Source organism: Streptomyces sp. NPDC033165 (genome assembly GCF_055577965.1).
Genome location: NZ_JBVIPK010000001.1, coordinates 294,005 through 309,913, shown reverse-complemented (window position 1 = coordinate 309,913; position 15,909 = coordinate 294,005). Strand labels below are relative to the sequence as shown.

16 protein-coding genes are annotated in these 15,909 nt (G+C 72.2%); 11 read left to right on the top strand and 5 right to left on the bottom strand.

Annotated elements, in window-relative coordinates; translation table 11 throughout:
• The first annotated feature begins 37 nt into the window (after positions 1-37).
• Positions 38-1,180: a glycosyltransferase family 4 protein gene (locus ACZ5WC_RS01445; RefSeq protein WP_468538835.1), complete on the top strand. Its 1,143-nt coding sequence runs from the start codon at positions 38-40 to the stop codon at positions 1,178-1,180.
• A gap of 53 nt (positions 1,181-1,233) precedes the next feature.
• Here ACZ5WC_RS01445 and ACZ5WC_RS01440 read toward each other — a convergent pair whose 3' ends face one another.
• Positions 1,234-3,030, bottom strand: coding sequence for an AMP-dependent synthetase/ligase (locus tag ACZ5WC_RS01440; protein WP_468538833.1), 1,797 nt, complete (start codon positions 3,028-3,030; stop codon positions 1,234-1,236).
• Positions 3,031-3,310: 280 nt separating this feature from the next.
• On the opposite strand from ACZ5WC_RS01440, the gene ACZ5WC_RS01435 reads away from it, so the two are divergent.
• The 6 genes from ACZ5WC_RS01435 to ACZ5WC_RS01410 all read left to right on the top strand — a co-directional run bounded on the left by ACZ5WC_RS01435 (position 3,311) and on the right by ACZ5WC_RS01410 (position 8,288).
• Positions 3,311-4,117 carry a metallophosphoesterase family protein gene (locus ACZ5WC_RS01435; protein ID WP_468538832.1) on the top strand — a complete coding sequence of 269 codons (807 nt, stop codon included), beginning with the start codon at positions 3,311-3,313 and terminating at the stop codon, positions 4,115-4,117.
• 109 nt (positions 4,118-4,226) lie between these two features.
• On the top strand, positions 4,227-4,676 hold the full coding sequence (locus tag ACZ5WC_RS01430; protein WP_468538831.1) for an SRPBCC family protein: 450 nt from the start codon (positions 4,227-4,229) through the stop codon (positions 4,674-4,676).
• Between the two features lie 5 nt (positions 4,677-4,681).
• A complete protein-coding gene (locus ACZ5WC_RS01425; protein ID WP_468538830.1) occupies positions 4,682-5,875 on the top strand; it encodes an ArsA family ATPase in 1,194 nt (397 codons plus the stop codon).
• An 82-nt stretch (positions 5,876-5,957) separates the two neighbouring features.
• Positions 5,958-6,428: a DUF5304 domain-containing protein gene (locus ACZ5WC_RS01420; RefSeq protein ID WP_311119214.1), complete on the top strand. Its 471-nt coding sequence runs from the start codon at positions 5,958-5,960 to the stop codon at positions 6,426-6,428.
• 75 nt (positions 6,429-6,503) lie between these two features.
• A complete protein-coding gene (locus tag ACZ5WC_RS01415; RefSeq protein ID WP_311119213.1) occupies positions 6,504-7,445 on the top strand; it encodes an ROK family glucokinase in 942 nt (313 codons plus the stop codon).
• Between the two features lie 90 nt (positions 7,446-7,535).
• Positions 7,536-8,288: an endonuclease/exonuclease/phosphatase family protein gene (locus ACZ5WC_RS01410; protein WP_468538828.1), complete on the top strand. Its 753-nt coding sequence runs from the start codon at positions 7,536-7,538 to the stop codon at positions 8,286-8,288.
• 3 nt (positions 8,289-8,291) lie between these two features.
• Here ACZ5WC_RS01410 and ACZ5WC_RS01405 read toward each other — a convergent pair whose 3' ends face one another.
• The gene (locus tag ACZ5WC_RS01405; protein WP_468538827.1) at positions 8,292-8,987 is read right to left on the bottom strand and encodes a hypothetical protein; all 696 of its coding nucleotides are present in this window, start codon (positions 8,985-8,987) and stop codon (positions 8,292-8,294) included.
• Positions 8,980-9,759, bottom strand: a complete 780-nt coding sequence (locus ACZ5WC_RS01400; RefSeq protein WP_096629307.1) for an alpha/beta hydrolase — start codon at positions 9,757-9,759, stop codon at positions 8,980-8,982. The genes ACZ5WC_RS01405 and ACZ5WC_RS01400 overlap by 8 nt, the downstream gene beginning before the upstream one ends.
• A 167-nt stretch (positions 9,760-9,926) precedes the next feature.
• Here ACZ5WC_RS01400 and ACZ5WC_RS01395 point away from each other — a divergent pair, with 167 nt between their 5' ends.
• The 4 genes from ACZ5WC_RS01395 (at position 9,927) to ACZ5WC_RS01380 (ending at position 13,778) form a co-directional block, all read left to right on the top strand.
• Complete coding sequence (locus tag ACZ5WC_RS01395; RefSeq protein ID WP_468538826.1) at positions 9,927-10,697, top strand: lysophospholipid acyltransferase family protein; 771 nt, start codon at positions 9,927-9,929, stop codon at positions 10,695-10,697.
• A gap of 30 nt (positions 10,698-10,727) precedes the next feature.
• Positions 10,728-11,975, top strand: a complete 1,248-nt coding sequence (gene macS / locus ACZ5WC_RS01390; protein ID WP_468538825.1) for a MacS family sensor histidine kinase — start codon at positions 10,728-10,730, stop codon at positions 11,973-11,975.
• A complete protein-coding gene (locus ACZ5WC_RS01385; protein WP_468538824.1) occupies positions 11,972-12,679 on the top strand; it encodes a response regulator in 708 nt (235 codons plus the stop codon). The genes macS and ACZ5WC_RS01385 overlap by 4 nt, the downstream gene beginning before the upstream one ends.
• Positions 12,680-12,782: 103 nt before the next feature.
• On the top strand, positions 12,783-13,778 hold the full coding sequence (locus ACZ5WC_RS01380; protein WP_468538822.1) for a 2-hydroxyacid dehydrogenase: 996 nt from the start codon (positions 12,783-12,785) through the stop codon (positions 13,776-13,778).
• Between the two features lie 9 nt (positions 13,779-13,787).
• On the opposite strand, the gene ACZ5WC_RS01375 is transcribed toward ACZ5WC_RS01380, so the two are convergent.
• Positions 13,788-15,734 (bottom strand): anthranilate synthase family protein, encoded by a 1,947-nt coding sequence (locus ACZ5WC_RS01375; protein WP_468538821.1) that lies wholly within the window; start codon positions 15,732-15,734, stop codon positions 13,788-13,790.
• A 91-nt stretch (positions 15,735-15,825) separates the two neighbouring features.
• Positions 15,826-15,894 carry a trp operon leader peptide gene (locus tag ACZ5WC_RS01370; protein ID WP_107403777.1) on the bottom strand — a complete coding sequence of 23 codons (69 nt, stop codon included), beginning with the start codon at positions 15,892-15,894 and terminating at the stop codon, positions 15,826-15,828.
• Between the last annotated feature and the right edge of the window lie 15 nt (positions 15,895-15,909).

The following is a 15,909-nucleotide window of genomic DNA, read 5'->3' as shown; positions in this document are numbered from 1 at the left end:
AGCGGTGAAGCGCGGCCGTTCGGTACTGTCGGCCGCGATGGACAAGACCTTGATCGTGACCAATGACTTCCCGCCCCGCCCCGGCGGCATCCAGGCGTTCCTGCACAACATGGCGCTGCGGCTGGACCCCGACCGGGTCGTCGTCTACGCCTCCACCTGGAAGCGGAGCGCCGAGGGAGTGGAGGCCACCGCCGCCTTCGACGCCGAGCAGCCGTTCACCGTCGTCCGCGACCGTACGACGATGCTGCTGCCGACCCCGCGCGTCACCCGGCGGGCCACCGCCCTGCTGCGCGAACACGGCTGCACCTCCGTCTGGTTCGGCGCCGCCGCCCCGCTCGGACTGATGGCCCCGGCCCTGCGCCGCGCCGGCGCCCGGCGGCTCGTCGCCACCACCCACGGGCACGAGGCCGGATGGGCCCAGCTGCCCGCCTCCCGGCAGCTGCTGCGCCGGATCGGCGAGGGCACGGACACGATCACCTATCTGGGTGAGTACACCCGCTCCCGGATCGCGTCCGCCCTCACCCCCGAGGCCGCCGACCGCATGGTCCAACTGCCCCCGGGCGTCGACGAGAAGACCTTCCACCCGGCGTCCGGCGGCGACCGGGTCCGCGCCCGCCTCGGGCTCTCCGACCGCCCGGTGATCGTCTGCGTCTCGCGCCTGGTGCCCCGCAAGGGCCAGGACACGCTGATCCTGGCCATGCCCGCGATCCTCGCGCAGATCCCGGACGCGGTGCTCCTGATCGTCGGCGGCGGACCGTACGCCAAGGACCTGAGGCGGCTCGCGGCGGAGACCGGCGTCGAGGACTCGGTACGGTTCACCGGGCCCGTGCCGTGGGCGGAGCTGCCCGCGCACTACGGGGCCGGGGACGTCTTCGCGATGCCCTGCCGGACCCGGCGGGGCGGCCTCGACGTGGAGGGCCTCGGCATCGTCTACCTGGAGGCGTCCGCGACCGGACTGCCCGTGGTGGCCGGCGACTCGGGCGGCGCTCCGGACGCGGTGCTGGACGGCGAGACCGGGTGGGTGGTGCGCGGCGGCAGCGCCGAGGAGTCGGCGGACCGGATCGTCACGCTGCTCGGGGACCCGGAGCTGCGGCAGCGGATGGGGGAGCGGGGCCGGGCCTGGGTCGAGGAGAAGTGGCGCTGGGACCTGCTGGCGGAGAAGCTCAAGACACTGCTGTGAGTACGCGGAAGGGGCCCGCGCCGTCACGGGCGCGGGCCCCTTCTCCGTAGCGCTCAGGCGCGGTAGATCGACTCGACCTCGTCCGCGAAGTCCTTCGCCACCACGTTCCGCTTCAGCTTCAGCGACGGCGTGATGTGGCCCGCCTCCTCGGTGAACTGGGCCGGCAGGATACGGAACTTGCGCACCGACTCCGCCTTGGAGACGGCCGCGTTCCCGTCGTCCACCGCCCGCTGCACCTCGGCCAGCAGCTCCGGGTCCTCGCGCAGCGAGAGCGCCGTCGAACCGGCCGGCTTGCCGTGCTCCTCGGCCCAGCGGCCCAGGAACTCCTCGTCCAGGGTGACCAGCGCGCCGACGAACGGGCGGCCGTCGCCGACGACCATGCACTCGGCGATCAGCGCGTGGGCGCGGATGCGGTCCTCGATCACCGCCGGGGCGACGTTCTTGCCGCCCGCCGTGACGATGATCTCCTTCTTGCGGCCGGTGATCGCGAGGTAGCCGTCCTCGTCCAGCGTGCCGACGTCACCGGTGTGGAACCAGCCGTCCGCCAGCGCCTCGACGGACGCCGACTCGTTCTTCCAGTAGCCGGTGAACAGGTGCTCGCCGTGCAGCAGCACCTCGCCGTCGTCCGCGATCCGCACCACCGAACCGGGCAGCGGCTGGCCGACCGTGCCGATCTTCTGCCGGTCCCACGGGTTGAAGGCGGTCGCCGCACAGCTCTCGGTCAGGCCGTAGCCCTCCAGGACCGTGAAGCCGATGCCCCGGTAGAAGTGCCCGAGCCGCTCGCCCAGCGGGGCGCCGCCGGAGATCGCGTGCTCGCCCCGGCCGCCGAGCACCGCGCGCAGCTTCCCGTAGACCAGCTTGTCGAACAGCTTGTGCTTGAGCCTCAGCCCCAGCGAAGGCCCCTGCGGGGTGCTCAGCGCCCGGCTGTAGGCGATCGCCGTGTCGGCGGCCCGGTCGAAGATCCTGCCCTTGCCGTCCGCCTGCGCCTTGGCGCGGGCCGCGTTGTAGACCTTCTCGAAGACCCGGGGCACACCGAGGATCAGCGTCGGCCGGAACGAGGCCAGCTCTTCTGTGAGGTTCTTGATGTCGGGCACGCAGCCGAGCTTGATCGGCGCCATCACCGAGGCCACCTCGACCAGTCGGCCGAACACATGGGCTGCGGGCAGGAACAGCAGCACCGAGCAGTCGCCCGTACGGAACAGCGGCTTCAGCCGCTCCACCACGTTGCCGCACTCCGCGAAGAAGCTGCGGTGCGTCAGCACACAGCCCTTGGGGCGGCCCGTGGTGCCCGAGGTGTAGACGATGGTCGCCGGGTCGTCCGCCTTGGCGCTGACCATCCGCAGGTCCATGGTCTCGTCCGAGACCTCGGCCCCGGCCTCGACCAGCGCCTCGACCGCGCCCGCGTCGATCTGCCGGACCTGCGTCAGCTCCGGCAGCGAGTCCCGCACGGAGGCCACGGCCGCCGCGTGCGCGTCACTCTCCACGAGCACCGCCACCGCCCCGGAGTCACCGAGGATCCACTGCAACTGCTCGGCGGAGCTGGTCTCGTACACCGGCACGGTCACCGCGCCGGCGCTCCAGATCGCGAAGTCCAGCAGCACCCACTCGTAGCGGGTGCGCGACATCAGGGCGACCCGGTCGCCGGGCTGCACGCCCGAGGCGATCAGCCCTTTGGCGGCGGCTCGCACCTCGGCCAGGAACTGGGTGGCGCTGACGTCCGTCCAGACACCGGCCACCTTGCGGCTCATCACCGCGACTTCGGGATGCTGAGCGGCGTTGCGGCGGATGAGATCCGTCAGATTGCCGTCCGTCGGGACCTCGTACAGGGCCGGAAGGCTGAACTCGCGCAAGACTGCTGCTCCTCATCGGGCTCCGGTGCCACGGCTCTGTGTGACGCACCGGCTGCGGTCCAAGAATGGCGGGTGCTCAGTGGGGTGAGCACGACTGGACTGCCCGGACGTTACCCACCAGTACTCGGTTCCGGATAGGGGGTTCCGGCCAGATGTCTTATGCATCACACATATAAATGGCCCTTTCGCGCACAGTAGTCCACTGCTGTGACGACTCGGAAGTAACCGCAGGTCCGGAACGGTCTACCCAGCGTTGGAAGGGGCGCTCTAGGGTGATCCCATGCGAGGCAGCGAACCGGACAGCCGGGACCGGACCGGGAGGTCGACCCGGATCCATGTGATCAGCGATGTGCACGGCAACGCCGAGGCCCTGGCCCGCGCCGGGGACGGCGCCGACGCCCTCATCTGCCTCGGTGACCTGGTGCTCTTCCTCGACTACCGGGACCACTCGCGCGGTATCTTCCCCGCACTCTTCGGCAAGGAGAACGCGAGCCGCATCGTCGCGCTGCGCACCGCCCGCCGGTATGAGGAGGCCCGCGCCTTCGGCCGCGAGCTGTGGGCGGGCCGCGACCGCCACACCGAGATCCTCGGCGCAGTACGCCGGCAGTACGCCGAACTCTTCGCCGCCTTCCCCACTCCGACGTACGCCACCTACGGCAACGTCGACGTCCCCGACCTCTGGCCCGAGTACGCCCGCCCGGGCACGACCGTGCTGGACGGGGAGCGGGTGGAGATAGGCGGCCGCGTCTTCGGCTTCGTCGGCGGTGGCCTGAAGACCCCGATGAACACCCCGTACGAGATCAGCGACGAGGAGTACGCCGCCAAGGTCGAGGCGCTCGGCCCGGTCGACGTCCTCTGCTCGCACATCCCGCCCGAGGTCCCCGAGCTGACGTACGACACCGTCGCCCGCCGCTTCGAACGCGGCAGCCGAGCCCTGCTGGAGGCGATCCGCACCACCCGCCCCCGGTACGCGCTTTTCGGCCATGTTCACCAGCCGTTGGTCCGCCGGATGCGGATCGGGACCACCGAGTGCGTCAACGTCGGCCACTTCGCCTCGACCGGAACGCCCTGGGCGCTGAGCTGGTGAGTGCGGGCAGCCGGGCCGTGGACCGGGGCGCCCCGGGCACGCGATAGCCTGCACAGCGGCAGGCTTCTGCCGAACGCGACCGGTTACACCGCACTGGAGGGCCACGGCGATGGCTGAACACACCAGCTCGAACATCACGATCGAGGCGGCACCGGCCGACGTCATGGGCGTCATCGCCGACTTCGCCCGCTACCCGGAGTGGACCGGCGAAGTGAAGGAGGCCGAGGTCCTCTCCACCGACGACCAGGGCCGCGCCGAACAGGTCCGACTCGTCCTGGACGCCGGAGCGATCAAGGACGACCACGTCCTCTCCTACACCTGGACCAGCGAGAACGAGGTCAGCTGGACCCTCGTCAAGTCCCAGATGCTCCGCTCCCTGGACGGTACGTACGCCCTCACCCCGCTCGGCGGCGGCCAGCGCACCGAGGTCACCTACAAGCTCGCCGTCGACGTCAAGATCCCGCTGCTCGGCATGATCAAGCGCAAGGCCGAGAAGGTCATCATCGACCGTGCCCTCGCCGGTCTGAAGAAGCGCGTCGAGTCCGTCCCGCAGGCCTGAGAGCCGTGCGTACGGTCCTGGTCACCGGCCCCGGCGGCGCGGGCCGCACCACCGTCGCCGCGGCGAGCGCGCTGGCCGCGGCCGAGGGCGGCAGCCGCACCCTCCTGATCTCCGCCGAGGCCATACCCGGCTTCCCCGACGGCACGGCGCCCACCGAGGTCACCGAGGGTCTCGACCACGCCCGGATCGACTCCGGCGAGCACTTCCGCGCCGAACTCACCGAACTCCAGAAGCGCGCCTCCGGTGTCCTGGACCTGCTCGGCGCGGGACGGCTGGAGGGCGAGGAGATCACCGAACTCCCCGGCTCCCCGCAGTTCGCGCTGCTGCACACCCTGCACCGCGCCGCCGCGGGCGACTGGTCCACCCGTGGCTACGACACCCTCGTCGTCGACCTCCCGCCGCTGCCCGACGCCCTCGCCCTGCTCGCCCTCCCCGGGCAGCTGCGCCGCTATCTGCGCCGGCTGCTGCCCGCCGAACGCCAGGCCGCCCGCGCCCTGCGCCCCGTCCTCGCCCAGCTCGCCGGGGTCCCCATGCCCGCCCAGTGGCTGTACGAGGCCGCCGCCCGCAAGGACACCGAGCTGGCCGCCGTACAGGCCCTGATCGAGGACGAGGCCACCACGCTCCGTCTGGTCGCCGAACCGGGCCCCGCCGCCGAGGACACCCTGCGCGCCGCCCGCGCCGGGCTCGCCCTGCACGGGCTGCGCGCCGACCTGCTGGTCGCCTCCCGCGTACTGCCCCGGCACTCCTCCGACCCGTTCTTCGCCGGGCTCGCCGCCCAACAGGAGAAGTGCCTGGACCACTGGCACCAGGAATGGGCCCCGGACGTTCCCGTGCACGAGGCCGCCCACCAGGGACGCGAGCTCCAGGGCCCGGCGGACCTGGCCGAGCTGGAGGTTCCCGCCCCGGACGCCCGCCCGGCGGGCCGGGCCGAGGACCCCTGGTGGATCGAGGAGGAACCGGACGCCGAGGGCGGCACGGCGACCCTCACCTGGTGCCTGCCGCTGCCCGGCGCCGCCAAGGAGGACCTGCGCCTGGTCCGCCGGGGCGACGAACTCCTGCTGACCGTCGGACCGTTCCACCGCATCGCGCGGCTCGCCTCCGCGCTGCGCCGGTGCACCGTCTCCGGCGCGGCCCTGACCGGCGGGGTGCTGCGGGTCCGGTTCACGCCGGACCCGGCCCTGTGGCCCCGCACCTCCTGAACGCGGTGCGGCCGTTCGGGTAACGTCGGTAGTACGTGAACGGCAGGCCGACCGTCGGCCGCCCGCGTCGCAGGAGCCCGCCATGAGTGAAGCCACCGATCGTCCCGTCGACGGCGACGCGTGGGCCGATGCCTGCGCCGAGGACCTCGCAGCGGAGAAGGCCCGCCGCCGAGCCCAGTACGGCCCGCAGCCCGGCTCCGCCGCCGAGGAGCTGCGCAAGCTGGTGGACGCCGTCGCCGACAAGGTCTCCTCGCTCCAGACCCCGCTGCTCGGCTCCGCCGCCCAGGGCGCGGTGCAGCAGGCCATCCGGCAGGCGAAGTCCGCCGTCGAACCGGTCATCGAGCGCAACCCGGAGCTCTTCGACCACCTCGCCGCCGCGGGCAACGAGCTGCTGGCCGCCTACCGCTCCGCCGTCGAGGGCCAGGAGAGCCGCTGGACCCGCACCACCGAGGGCGCGTCCGGCACCACGAGCCCCTCGAAGAAGGCCGCCGAGGACCCGTCCGACCCGCGCGACGAGGGCCCGTCCGGCACCGAACGCATCGACCTGGACTGACCCGCTCCGGCGGGTCCGGGCCCCTGCCTCGGGTACGGTTGCCCCTAGCGGGGCTCGACCGGAACTGAGGGATTCATGGGACTCACCATCGGCGTCGATATCGGCGGCACGAAGATCGCGGCTGGAGTGGTCGACGAAGAGGGCCGGATCCTCTCGACGTTCAAGGTGGCGACCCCGCCGACGGCCGAAGGCATCGTCGACGCGATCTGCGCGGCGGTCGCCGGCGCGAGCGAGGGCCACGAGGTGGAGGCCGTCGGCATCGGCGCCGCCGGATATGTCGACGACAAGCGCGCCACCGTCCTGTTCGCACCGAACATCAACTGGCGTCACGAACCGCTCAAGGACAAGGTCGAACAGCGCGTCGGCCTGCCCGTCGTCGTCGAGAACGACGCCAACGCCGCCGCCTGGGGCGAATACCGCTTCGGTGCGGGCCAGGGCCACGACGACGTCATCTGCATCACGCTCGGCACCGGCCTCGGCGGCGGCATCATCATCGGCAACAAGCTGCGCCGCGGACGCTTCGGCGTGGCCGCAGAGTTCGGCCACATCCGGGTCGTCCCGGACGGCCTGCTCTGCGGCTGCGGCAGCCAGGGCTGCTGGGAGCAGTACGCCTCCGGCCGCGCCCTCGTGCGGTACGCGAAGCAGCGCGCCAACGCCACCCCCGAGAACGCCGCCATACTGCTCGGCCTCGGCGACGGCACGGTGGAGGGCATCGAGGGCAAGCACATCAGCGAGGCCGCCCGGCAGGGCGACCCGGTGGCCATCGACTCCTTCCGCGAGCTGGCACGCTGGGCCGGCTCCGGACTGGCCGACCTCGCCTCGCTGTTCGACCCGTCCGCGTTCATCGTCGGCGGCGGCGTCTCCGACGAGGGCGAGCTGGTCCTCGACCCGATCCGCAAGTCGTTCCGGCGCTGGCTGATCGGCGGCGAGTGGCGCCCGCACGCCCAGGTGCTCGCCGCCCAACTCGGCGGCAAGGCAGGGCTCGTGGGCGCCGCCGACCTGGCCCGCCAGGGCTGAGCGCACCCGCACCGCAGGACCGTACGACGCATCAGGCGCCCGCCGCAGCCCTCCGGGGCCCCGGCGGGCGCCCGTCGTATCGTGGCCCGCATGGTCCTGACGCCGCTGCCCGACTCCCGTACCGAGCCGGACGGTTCAGCCGTCATCAGAGTGCTGAGCTACAACGTGCGCTCGATGCACGACGACACCGCGGCCCTGGCCCGGGTCATCCGCGCCTGCGCCCCCGACCTCGTCCTCGTCCAGGAGGCCCCGCGCTTCTTCCGCTGGCGCAAGGCCGCGGCGCGGCTGGCGAAGAGCAGCGGCCTCGTGGTCCTCAGCGGCGGGGCGACCGCCGCCGGGCCACTGCTGCTGTGCTCGCTGCGGGCGGCCGTCGAGCGCACCGAGGACGTCCTGCTGCCGCTCACTCCCGGCCTGCACCGCAGAGGCTTCGCCACCGCCGTGGTGAGGATCGCCGGGACCCGGCTCGGCGTGCTGAGCTGCCATCTGAGCCTCCGGCGCGACGAACGCCTCGCCCAGGCGGACCTGCTCCTGGAGCGGCTGGCGTCGATGGGCGTGGAACACGCCGTGGCGGGCGGCGACCTCAATGACGTACCGACCGGGAAGGCGTTCAGACGTCTGGCCGGGCGGCTCCAGGACTGCCGGGCCGTGGCGCCCTGGGGCGAGGAGCTGACCTTCCCCCCCAACGACCCGCGCAAGCGCATCGACGCGGTGTTCGCGACACCGGGCATCGAGGTGCTCGGCTGCGGCGTCCCGGCCGGGCTGCCCGGGGTGACCGCGGCAGACCTGAGGGCGGCCACCGACCATCTGCCGGTCCTGGCCGCCCTCAGACTGCCCGCCGGGTGACGCTCACACCACCGCGCCGCGCCCCGGATCGCCGTAGGTGTCGTCGTCATCGTCGTGCGGCATCCGGGCCACCAGGGTGGCGAAGCCGCCGAGGAAGCCGCCGATGCAGAGCGTGGTGAGCCACCACGTCATCTCCCACTGGAGCAGCACCGCCACCAGCATCAGCACCGGCCCGCCGATCACCGCGAGCCAGGCGAACTTCGCCGTGACGTCCGCCTCCGGCAGCGGCGGCGGCTCCGGGGGCACGAAGTGGCCCTCGTCGCCGTCGTCCGGCTCGTCGATGCCGTCGTCCTTGGACTCGGGCAGTTCGTAGTCGCGGGGGCCGGCCACGCCGGGCGCGAAGACGACGGAGCTGCCGAGAGGCTTCTTCTCCGGAGGCTTGGGGGGCGTCTTGCCGGACCCCTTGTCCGCCGGGCCCCCGGCCGGACCGTCCTGCGGGCCCACCGCGTTGCGCTGGTCGTCCTCCAGCAGGGCCAGGTCCTCCACCGACTTGAACGGCTTGGCGCCCGGCGGGTCCGGCGGCTCCTCCCCGTACCCCGCGACGATCGCGGCCCAGGCCGCGTCCTCGTCGATCGCCCGCTCCTGCTCAGCGCCCTCCGCCGCCGGAGGCTTCGTCCCCTCCGGGACGGCCGCGGGCTCCGTGGGGCGCGGTTCACGCCCCTCGTCGCCGCCTGGGCGTTCCGCGTCGTGCTCAGCCACCGGACGTGCTCCCCTTCTTCCCGACGCTCGGTGCGAGACGGCCGATGAACCGGTAGCTCTCATCGAAGATCCGCTCCGCATCATGGTCCAACGTCGCGACGTGGTAGCTCTGTTCCAACAGGATCTCCGTGACATCCGTGGAGGAGATCCGGCTCAGGATGCGGGCGCTGTCCGCGGGCGGCACGACATGGTCCTGCGGGCTGTGCAGCAGCACCACCGGCTGCGTCACCTGGGGCAGCTCGCCGTCGACCAGCCGGAAGAACTGCCGCAGCGAGTGGGCGGCGTGCAGCGGCACCTTGTCGTAGCCCACCTCGTGGGCGCCCGGGAGCGCGATGTCGTCGGCCACGCCCTTCGTCGTGCGCACCAGATGGCGGGCCACCGGCAGCGCGTACGCCGAGAGGCCGTGCACCTTGTTGGCCGGGTTGACCAGCACCAGACCGCTGATCGCGTCCCCGTGCTTGGCCGCGAGCCGCAGACTCAGCGCGCCGCCCATGGAGAGCCCGAAGACGAAGACCTGCTCGCACCGCTCGCGCAGGGCCCGCAGCTCCCGGTCCACCTCCGCGTACCAGTCCTGCCAGCCGGTGACCGCCATGTCCTCCCAGCGGGTCCCGTGGCCGGGCAGCAACGGCAGCGAGACGGTCAGCCCGCGCGCGGCGAGGTGGTCGGCCCAGGGACGCAGCGACTGCGGCGATCCGGTGAAGCCATGACAGAGGAGGACGCCGACCTCTCCGCCCTCGTGGCGGAACGGCTCGGCTCCAGGGAGGACCGGCACCAGGGTCTCCTGTTCGTGGGACGGGGCGGGGGGCGTGCGCGCACCTGGGGGAGTGCTTGACGGATGACTTCACCGTACGCGACCGGACCGACACCGACCAGGGCCGTCACGGCCTCGCGGATGCCCCGGGTTAAGGTCTGACCGACAGCACACAGGAGGCACAGCAGTTGATCTACGGCGCAATGAAGTTCTCCATCGGCGGGTCCCTGAAGCTCGCCTTCCGGCCGTGGGTGGAGGGCCTGGAGAACATCCCCGAGCGGGGGCCGGCGATTCTCGCGAGCAACCACCTGTCGTTCTCCGACTCGTTCTTCCTCCCGGCCGTGCTGGACCGCAAGGTCACGTTCATCGCCAAGGCCGAGTACTTCACCGCACCCGGGGTGAAGGGCAGGCTCACCGCCGCCTTCTTCAAGGGCGTCGGCCAGCTCCCCGTCGACCGCTCCGGAGCCCGCGGCGCCGGTGAGGCCGCGATCAAGGCGGGCATCCAGGTCGTCGAGAGCGGCGGCCTCTTCGGTATCTACCCCGAAGGCACCCGCTCGCCCGACGGCCGCCTCTACCGGGGCAAGCCCGGCGGCCTCGCCCGCGTGGCCCTGGCCACCGGCGCCCCCGTCATCCCGGTCGCGATGATCGACACCGAGAAGATCCAGCCGCCCGGCCAGGTGGTGCCCAGGCTGATGCGCCCCGGCATCCGGATCGGCGAGCCGCTGGACTTCAGCCGCTACCAGGGCATGGACGGCGACCGCTTCATCCTGCGCTCGGTGACCGACGAGGTCATGTACGAGATCATGAAGCTCTCCGGCCAGGAGTACGTGGACATCTACGCCACCGCCGCCAAGCGCCAGATCGCCGACGAGGCGAAGGCGAAGGCCGAGGAGGCCAAGCGCGACCGGAGGCAGGCCGCCGCGCGCGACGAGAACGGAACGGAACGGTCCGGCGCCTGACCGCGTCGTTCACCGTCCGGGGGGTGGGCCATGGCCAAGCGTGAACGGGTCGTACGGATGTCGGTCGAGCTGCCGCTGTGGCGTGCGCTGACGGGCTACCGCGTCCTGACGATGATCTACGCGGTACTGCTCGCGATCTTCGGGAAGGACGACTTCGGCGGGCAGAGGTTCGAACGGCCCTGGGTGGCCGTCGCCTATCTGGCGTTCCTCTTCGTCTGGACGCTCGCCACGCTGCCCAAGGTCCGCTCGGCGGCGAGCTGCACCAAACGCTTCCTCGGCGCGGACCTGGTCGTCGCGCTGACCGGCATCCTGCTCACCCCGCTCGCCGACTTCGACTCCCAGTCGTTCGACGGCCCGACGCTGCCGTCGATCTGGACGGCCGGCTCGGTCCTCGCCTTCGCGATCAAGGGCGGCTGGCGGTGGGCGGCCTTCGCCTCCACCTTCGTCGCCGTCGCCAACATCATCCAGCGCGGCGAGCCCAGCCGGGACACCTACCACAACGTCCTGCTGGTCTGGGTCGCCTCCATCGCCATCGGGTACGTCGTCGAGGTCGCCCGGGCCAGTGAACGCACCCTGGCCCGCGCCCTGGAGATCGAGGCGGCGACCCGCGAACGCGAACGCCTGGCCCGCGACATCCACGACAGCGTGCTCCAGGTCCTCGCCATGGTGCAGCGCCGGGGCACCGCGCTCGGCGGCGAGGCGGCCGAGCTGGGCCGGATGGCAGGGGAGCAGGAGGTCGCCCTGCGCACCCTGGTCTCCAGCGGCCTGGTCCCGCCCACCCGGGTCTCCGAGGACGCCGCCGAGGGAGCCGTGGTCCGTACGGTCGACGAGGGGGAGGGGCCTGGCGACGACGCCACCTGCGATCTGCGGACCCTCCTCGCCCCGCACGCGGGCGCCCGCACCAGCTTCGCGGAGCCGGGCGCTCCGGTGCTGCTGCCCGCCGCGGCCGCCCATGAGCTGGCCGCCGCCGTCAGCGCCGCCCTGGACAATGTCCGGGTGCACGCGGGGGCGGACGCGCAGGCCTGGATCCTGGTCGAGGACGAGCCGGACGAGGTGATCGTCACCGTCCGGGACGACGGCCCCGGCATCCCGGAGGGGCGGCTCGCCCAGGCGGAGGGGGAGGGGCGGCTCGGCGTCGCGCTGTCCATCCGCGGCCGGCTGCGCGATCTGGGCGGCACGGCAGAGCTGATCTCGGTCCCCGGACAGGGCACCGAGGTCGAGTTGAAGGTTCCCAAAGCACCGAAGGTTTCCCGGGGGAAGGCAGGATCGGCCCGATGAGCACGCAGTACACACCCAAGGACGAACAGCGAGGAGCCCCCGACCGGCCCATCAGGGTCATGGTCGTCGACGACCACCCGATGTGGCGCGACGCGGTCGCCCGCGATCTGACCGAGTCCGGTTTCGAGGTCGTGGCGACCGCCGGGGACGGCCCGGGGGCGGTCCGCCGGGCCGGGGCGGCCCAGCCGGACGTCCTGGTCCTCGACCTGAACCTCCCCGGTATGCCCGGAGTCCAGGTCTGCAAGGAGCTCGTCGGCTCCCACCCGGGCCTGCGCGTCCTGGTCCTCTCCGCGAGCGGCGAGCACGCCGACGTCCTGGAGGCGGTGAAGTCCGGCGCCACCGGTTATCTCCTGAAGTCCGCCTCCACCCAGGAGCTGACCGACGCCGTCCGCTCCACCGCAGTCGGCGACCCGGTCTTCACCCCGGGCCTGGCCGGACTCGTCCTCGGCGAGTACCGCAGGCTCGCCTCCGACCCCGCACCCGCCGCGTCGGACGAGCCCAGGGCCCCGCAGCTCACCGACCGGGAGACCGAGGTGCTGCGGCTGGTCGCCAAGGGACTCTCGTACAAGCAGATCGCCGAACGCCTGGTCATCTCGCACCGCACCGTGCAGAACCACGTGCAGAACACCCTGGGCAAGCTCCAGCTGCACAACCGGGTGGAGCTCGTGCGGTACGCGATCGAGCGCGGCCTCGACGACGTCTGACCGGGCCGTTCGGCCCGGGCGGGTCCGGGGGCAGGGCCGTATATTCGCGGTATCCGCGTATGTCCGGCCCTGCTTTGTGTACCGCCCCAGATCGGGAGAACCCGTGGAAATCCTCGCCTTCGGTGTGCAGTCCGACGAGAAGCCCCTGATCGAGAAGGCCTTCGCGGGGCTGCACGAGGTCCGCTGTCTGGACGTCTTCCTGAACCAGGACACCGCCCCGATCGCGGCGGGCTACGAGATCATCTCCACCAGCGTCAACGCCGACCTCGGCAGCAAGGTGCTCCAGACGCTCGCCGCGGGCGGCACGCAGATGATCGCCCAGCGCTCCACCGGCTTCAACAACATCGACCTGGACGTCGCCGAACGCCTCGCCCTGCGCGTCGCCCGCGTCTCGCACTACTCGCCGTACTCCGTCGCCGAATTCGCCTGGACCCTGGCCATGGCCGTGAACCGGCGCATCATCCGGGCCGCGAGCCGCACCCGGGACTTCGACTTCCGCCTCGACGGGCTCCTCGGCCGGGACATGCGCGGCCGGACCGTCGGCGTCCTCGGCACGGGCAGGATCGGTGAGGCGTTCACCCGGATCGCCCACGGCTTCGGCATGAAACTGCTCGGCTGGGACGTCGTGGAGAACCCGGCCTGTACCGAGCTGGGCATGGAGTACGTCGACAAGGAGCGGCTGCTCGCGGAGGCCGACCTGGTCAGCCTGCACGTCCCGCTGCTGCCCGCCACCCACCACATCATCGACGCGGCCGCCCTCAAGGCGATGAAGGACGACGCGATCCTCGTCAACTCCAGCCGAGGCGGCCTCATCGACACCGCCGCCCTGGTCACCGAAGTGCGCGCCGGGCGATTCCTCGGTGTCGGACTCGACGTGTACGAGGCGGAGGCCGGGCTGTTCTTCCTCGACAAGTCCCTGGAGGGCATCGACGACGACACCCTGGCCAGGCTGGTGACCTTCCCCAACGTCATCGTCACCTCCCACCAGGCGTACTACACCGAGGACGCGGTGGGCCAGATCATCGACGCGACCGTCAAGAACGTCACCGACCACCTGGCCCGCCGCCACAGCGAGAACGTCCTCGTGCCGAGGACGTGAAGCCGTTCCTCAGCCCGGCACGGGCAGCCCCGCCAGCAGCTCCGTCACGATCACCGAGCCCCGCACGGTCAGCACCGACTCCGGGTGGAACTGCACCGAGGCGAAGCCCGGACCGCGCAGTGCGTGCAACTCACCGCTCCGCTCGTCCCGGCTCACCTCGATGCCGTGCGCGGCCAGCTCGGCGGCGGCCGGGCCGTCGCACCGCCCGGTGAAGCTGTTGTAGAAGCCCACCGTCTCCGGCCGCCCGAACAGCTCGATCCGGGTCTGCGCCCCCTGGTACGGCACCGCCTTGCGCACGATCGGCAACCCCAGCTCGGCCGCGATCAGCTCATGCCCGAGGCAGACCCCCAGCAGCCCGTGCCGGTGGTCCCGCACCAGCTCGGCGGTGATCTCGCGCAGCAGCCGCATCTTCGGGTCGGCGAGGTCGCCCGGGTTCCCGGGGCCGGGGCCGAGCACGACCGGCCCCGGGTGCGCCCGGACCACCTCGCGCAGCTCCGGCTCGTCGTACCGCCGCACCGACACATCGAGCCCCGAAGCCCGCAGCAGATGGGCCAGCATCGCGGTGAACGTGTCCTCGCCGTCGACCACCAGAGCGTGTCCGGCCAGATCCCGGGCGCGCTCCTGCATCCGCAGCCAGAACGGGGCCAGCGAGCCGCGCCGGTCGTCCAGGGCCGCCTGCACCCGGGGGTCGGACGCCAGCTGCGGACGGTCCGCCTCCGCCTCGGGCCGCCCCGGCCGCACCCCCAGCGCGGCCAGCACCCCGGCGGCCTTGGCATGGGTCTCGGCCACCTCGCTCTCCGGGTCCGAGTGCCGTACGAGCGTGGCGCCGACGGGCACCTTCAGCGAGCCGTCCGCAGCGATGTCGGCGGTACGGATCAGGATCGGCGAGTCCAGGGTCTGCGCCCCGTTGGCATCCCGTCCCAGCAGGGCCAGCGCGCCCGCGTAGTAGCCGCGGCCCCCGGACTCGTACCGCTCGATCACCCGGCAGGCGTTCTGCACCGGCGAGCCGGTGACGGTGGCGGCGAACATCGTCTCGCGCAGGACCTCGCGCACATCCAGCGAGGACCGGCCGCGCAGCTCGTACTCGGTGTGCGCGAGGTGCGCCATCTCCTTCAGCCGGGGCCCGACCACCACCCCGCCCATGTCGCCCACCGTGCACATCATCTTCAGCTCCTCGTCGACCACCATGGACAGCTCCTCGCTCTCCTTGCGGTCGCCGAGGAACGTCAGCAGGCTCTCGGGGGTGGGCCCCTCGGCCGGGTAGCGGTACGTTCCGCTGATCGGGTTCATCACGACCGTCCCGCCGGACATCCGTACGTGCACCTCCGGGCTGGCCCCCACCAGCGTCCGCCCGCCCGTCGCCCGCCGCCCCGAAGCGGAGGCCCCTTCGGCACCGCTGCCTCCTGTGTGCACGACGAACGTCCAGTACGCGCCCCGCTCACCCGCCAGCAGCCGCCGGAACAGCGCCAGGGCGTCCCTCCGCCCGAACCCCGGGATCTCGCCCCGGAACGTCCGCCGGATCACGAAGTTCGCGCCCTCGCCCTGTCCGATCTCGTCCCGGATCACCCGCCGGACGATGTCCGCGTACACGTCGTCCGCCACATCGAAGCCCCGGTCCTCCACCGTCACCTCATGGGCGGGCAGCGCCGCCAGCACCTGCGCGAGCTCCAGCTCGTACGTCTCCTCCGCCACCAGCACGCTCAGCGGGGTCCCGTCGTCGCGCACGTCGAAACCGCGCTCGGCGATCTGGTGGAACGGCACCAGGGCGAGCGCCGGCGACGCGCCCACCGGCAGCTCGGCCAGCCGGTTCACCTGCCGCACCTCGCCGATCAGCAGTTCCACGTGATCGTGGTCACGGCCGGGCGTACGCCGGCGCAGCAGGGCGAACGGCGGGGCGTCGTCGGCCAGCAGCCGACGCAGGAGTTCGGAGGCGGGGCGGGGCGTGTTCTGGGGCATGGGAGCAGGTTCCTTCCGGACGGAGGAACGGCCGCTCAAAGCAGAAAGGGCCGCCCCTCGGGCGGCCTTCGCGAAGTGTCAGCGCGATGAATCAGCGGGCCGCCGGATGAGCGGTCCACCACCAGTTCTGAATCGAGATCCGGATCTGTCGCGTCGACATGAACCGAACCCTAGC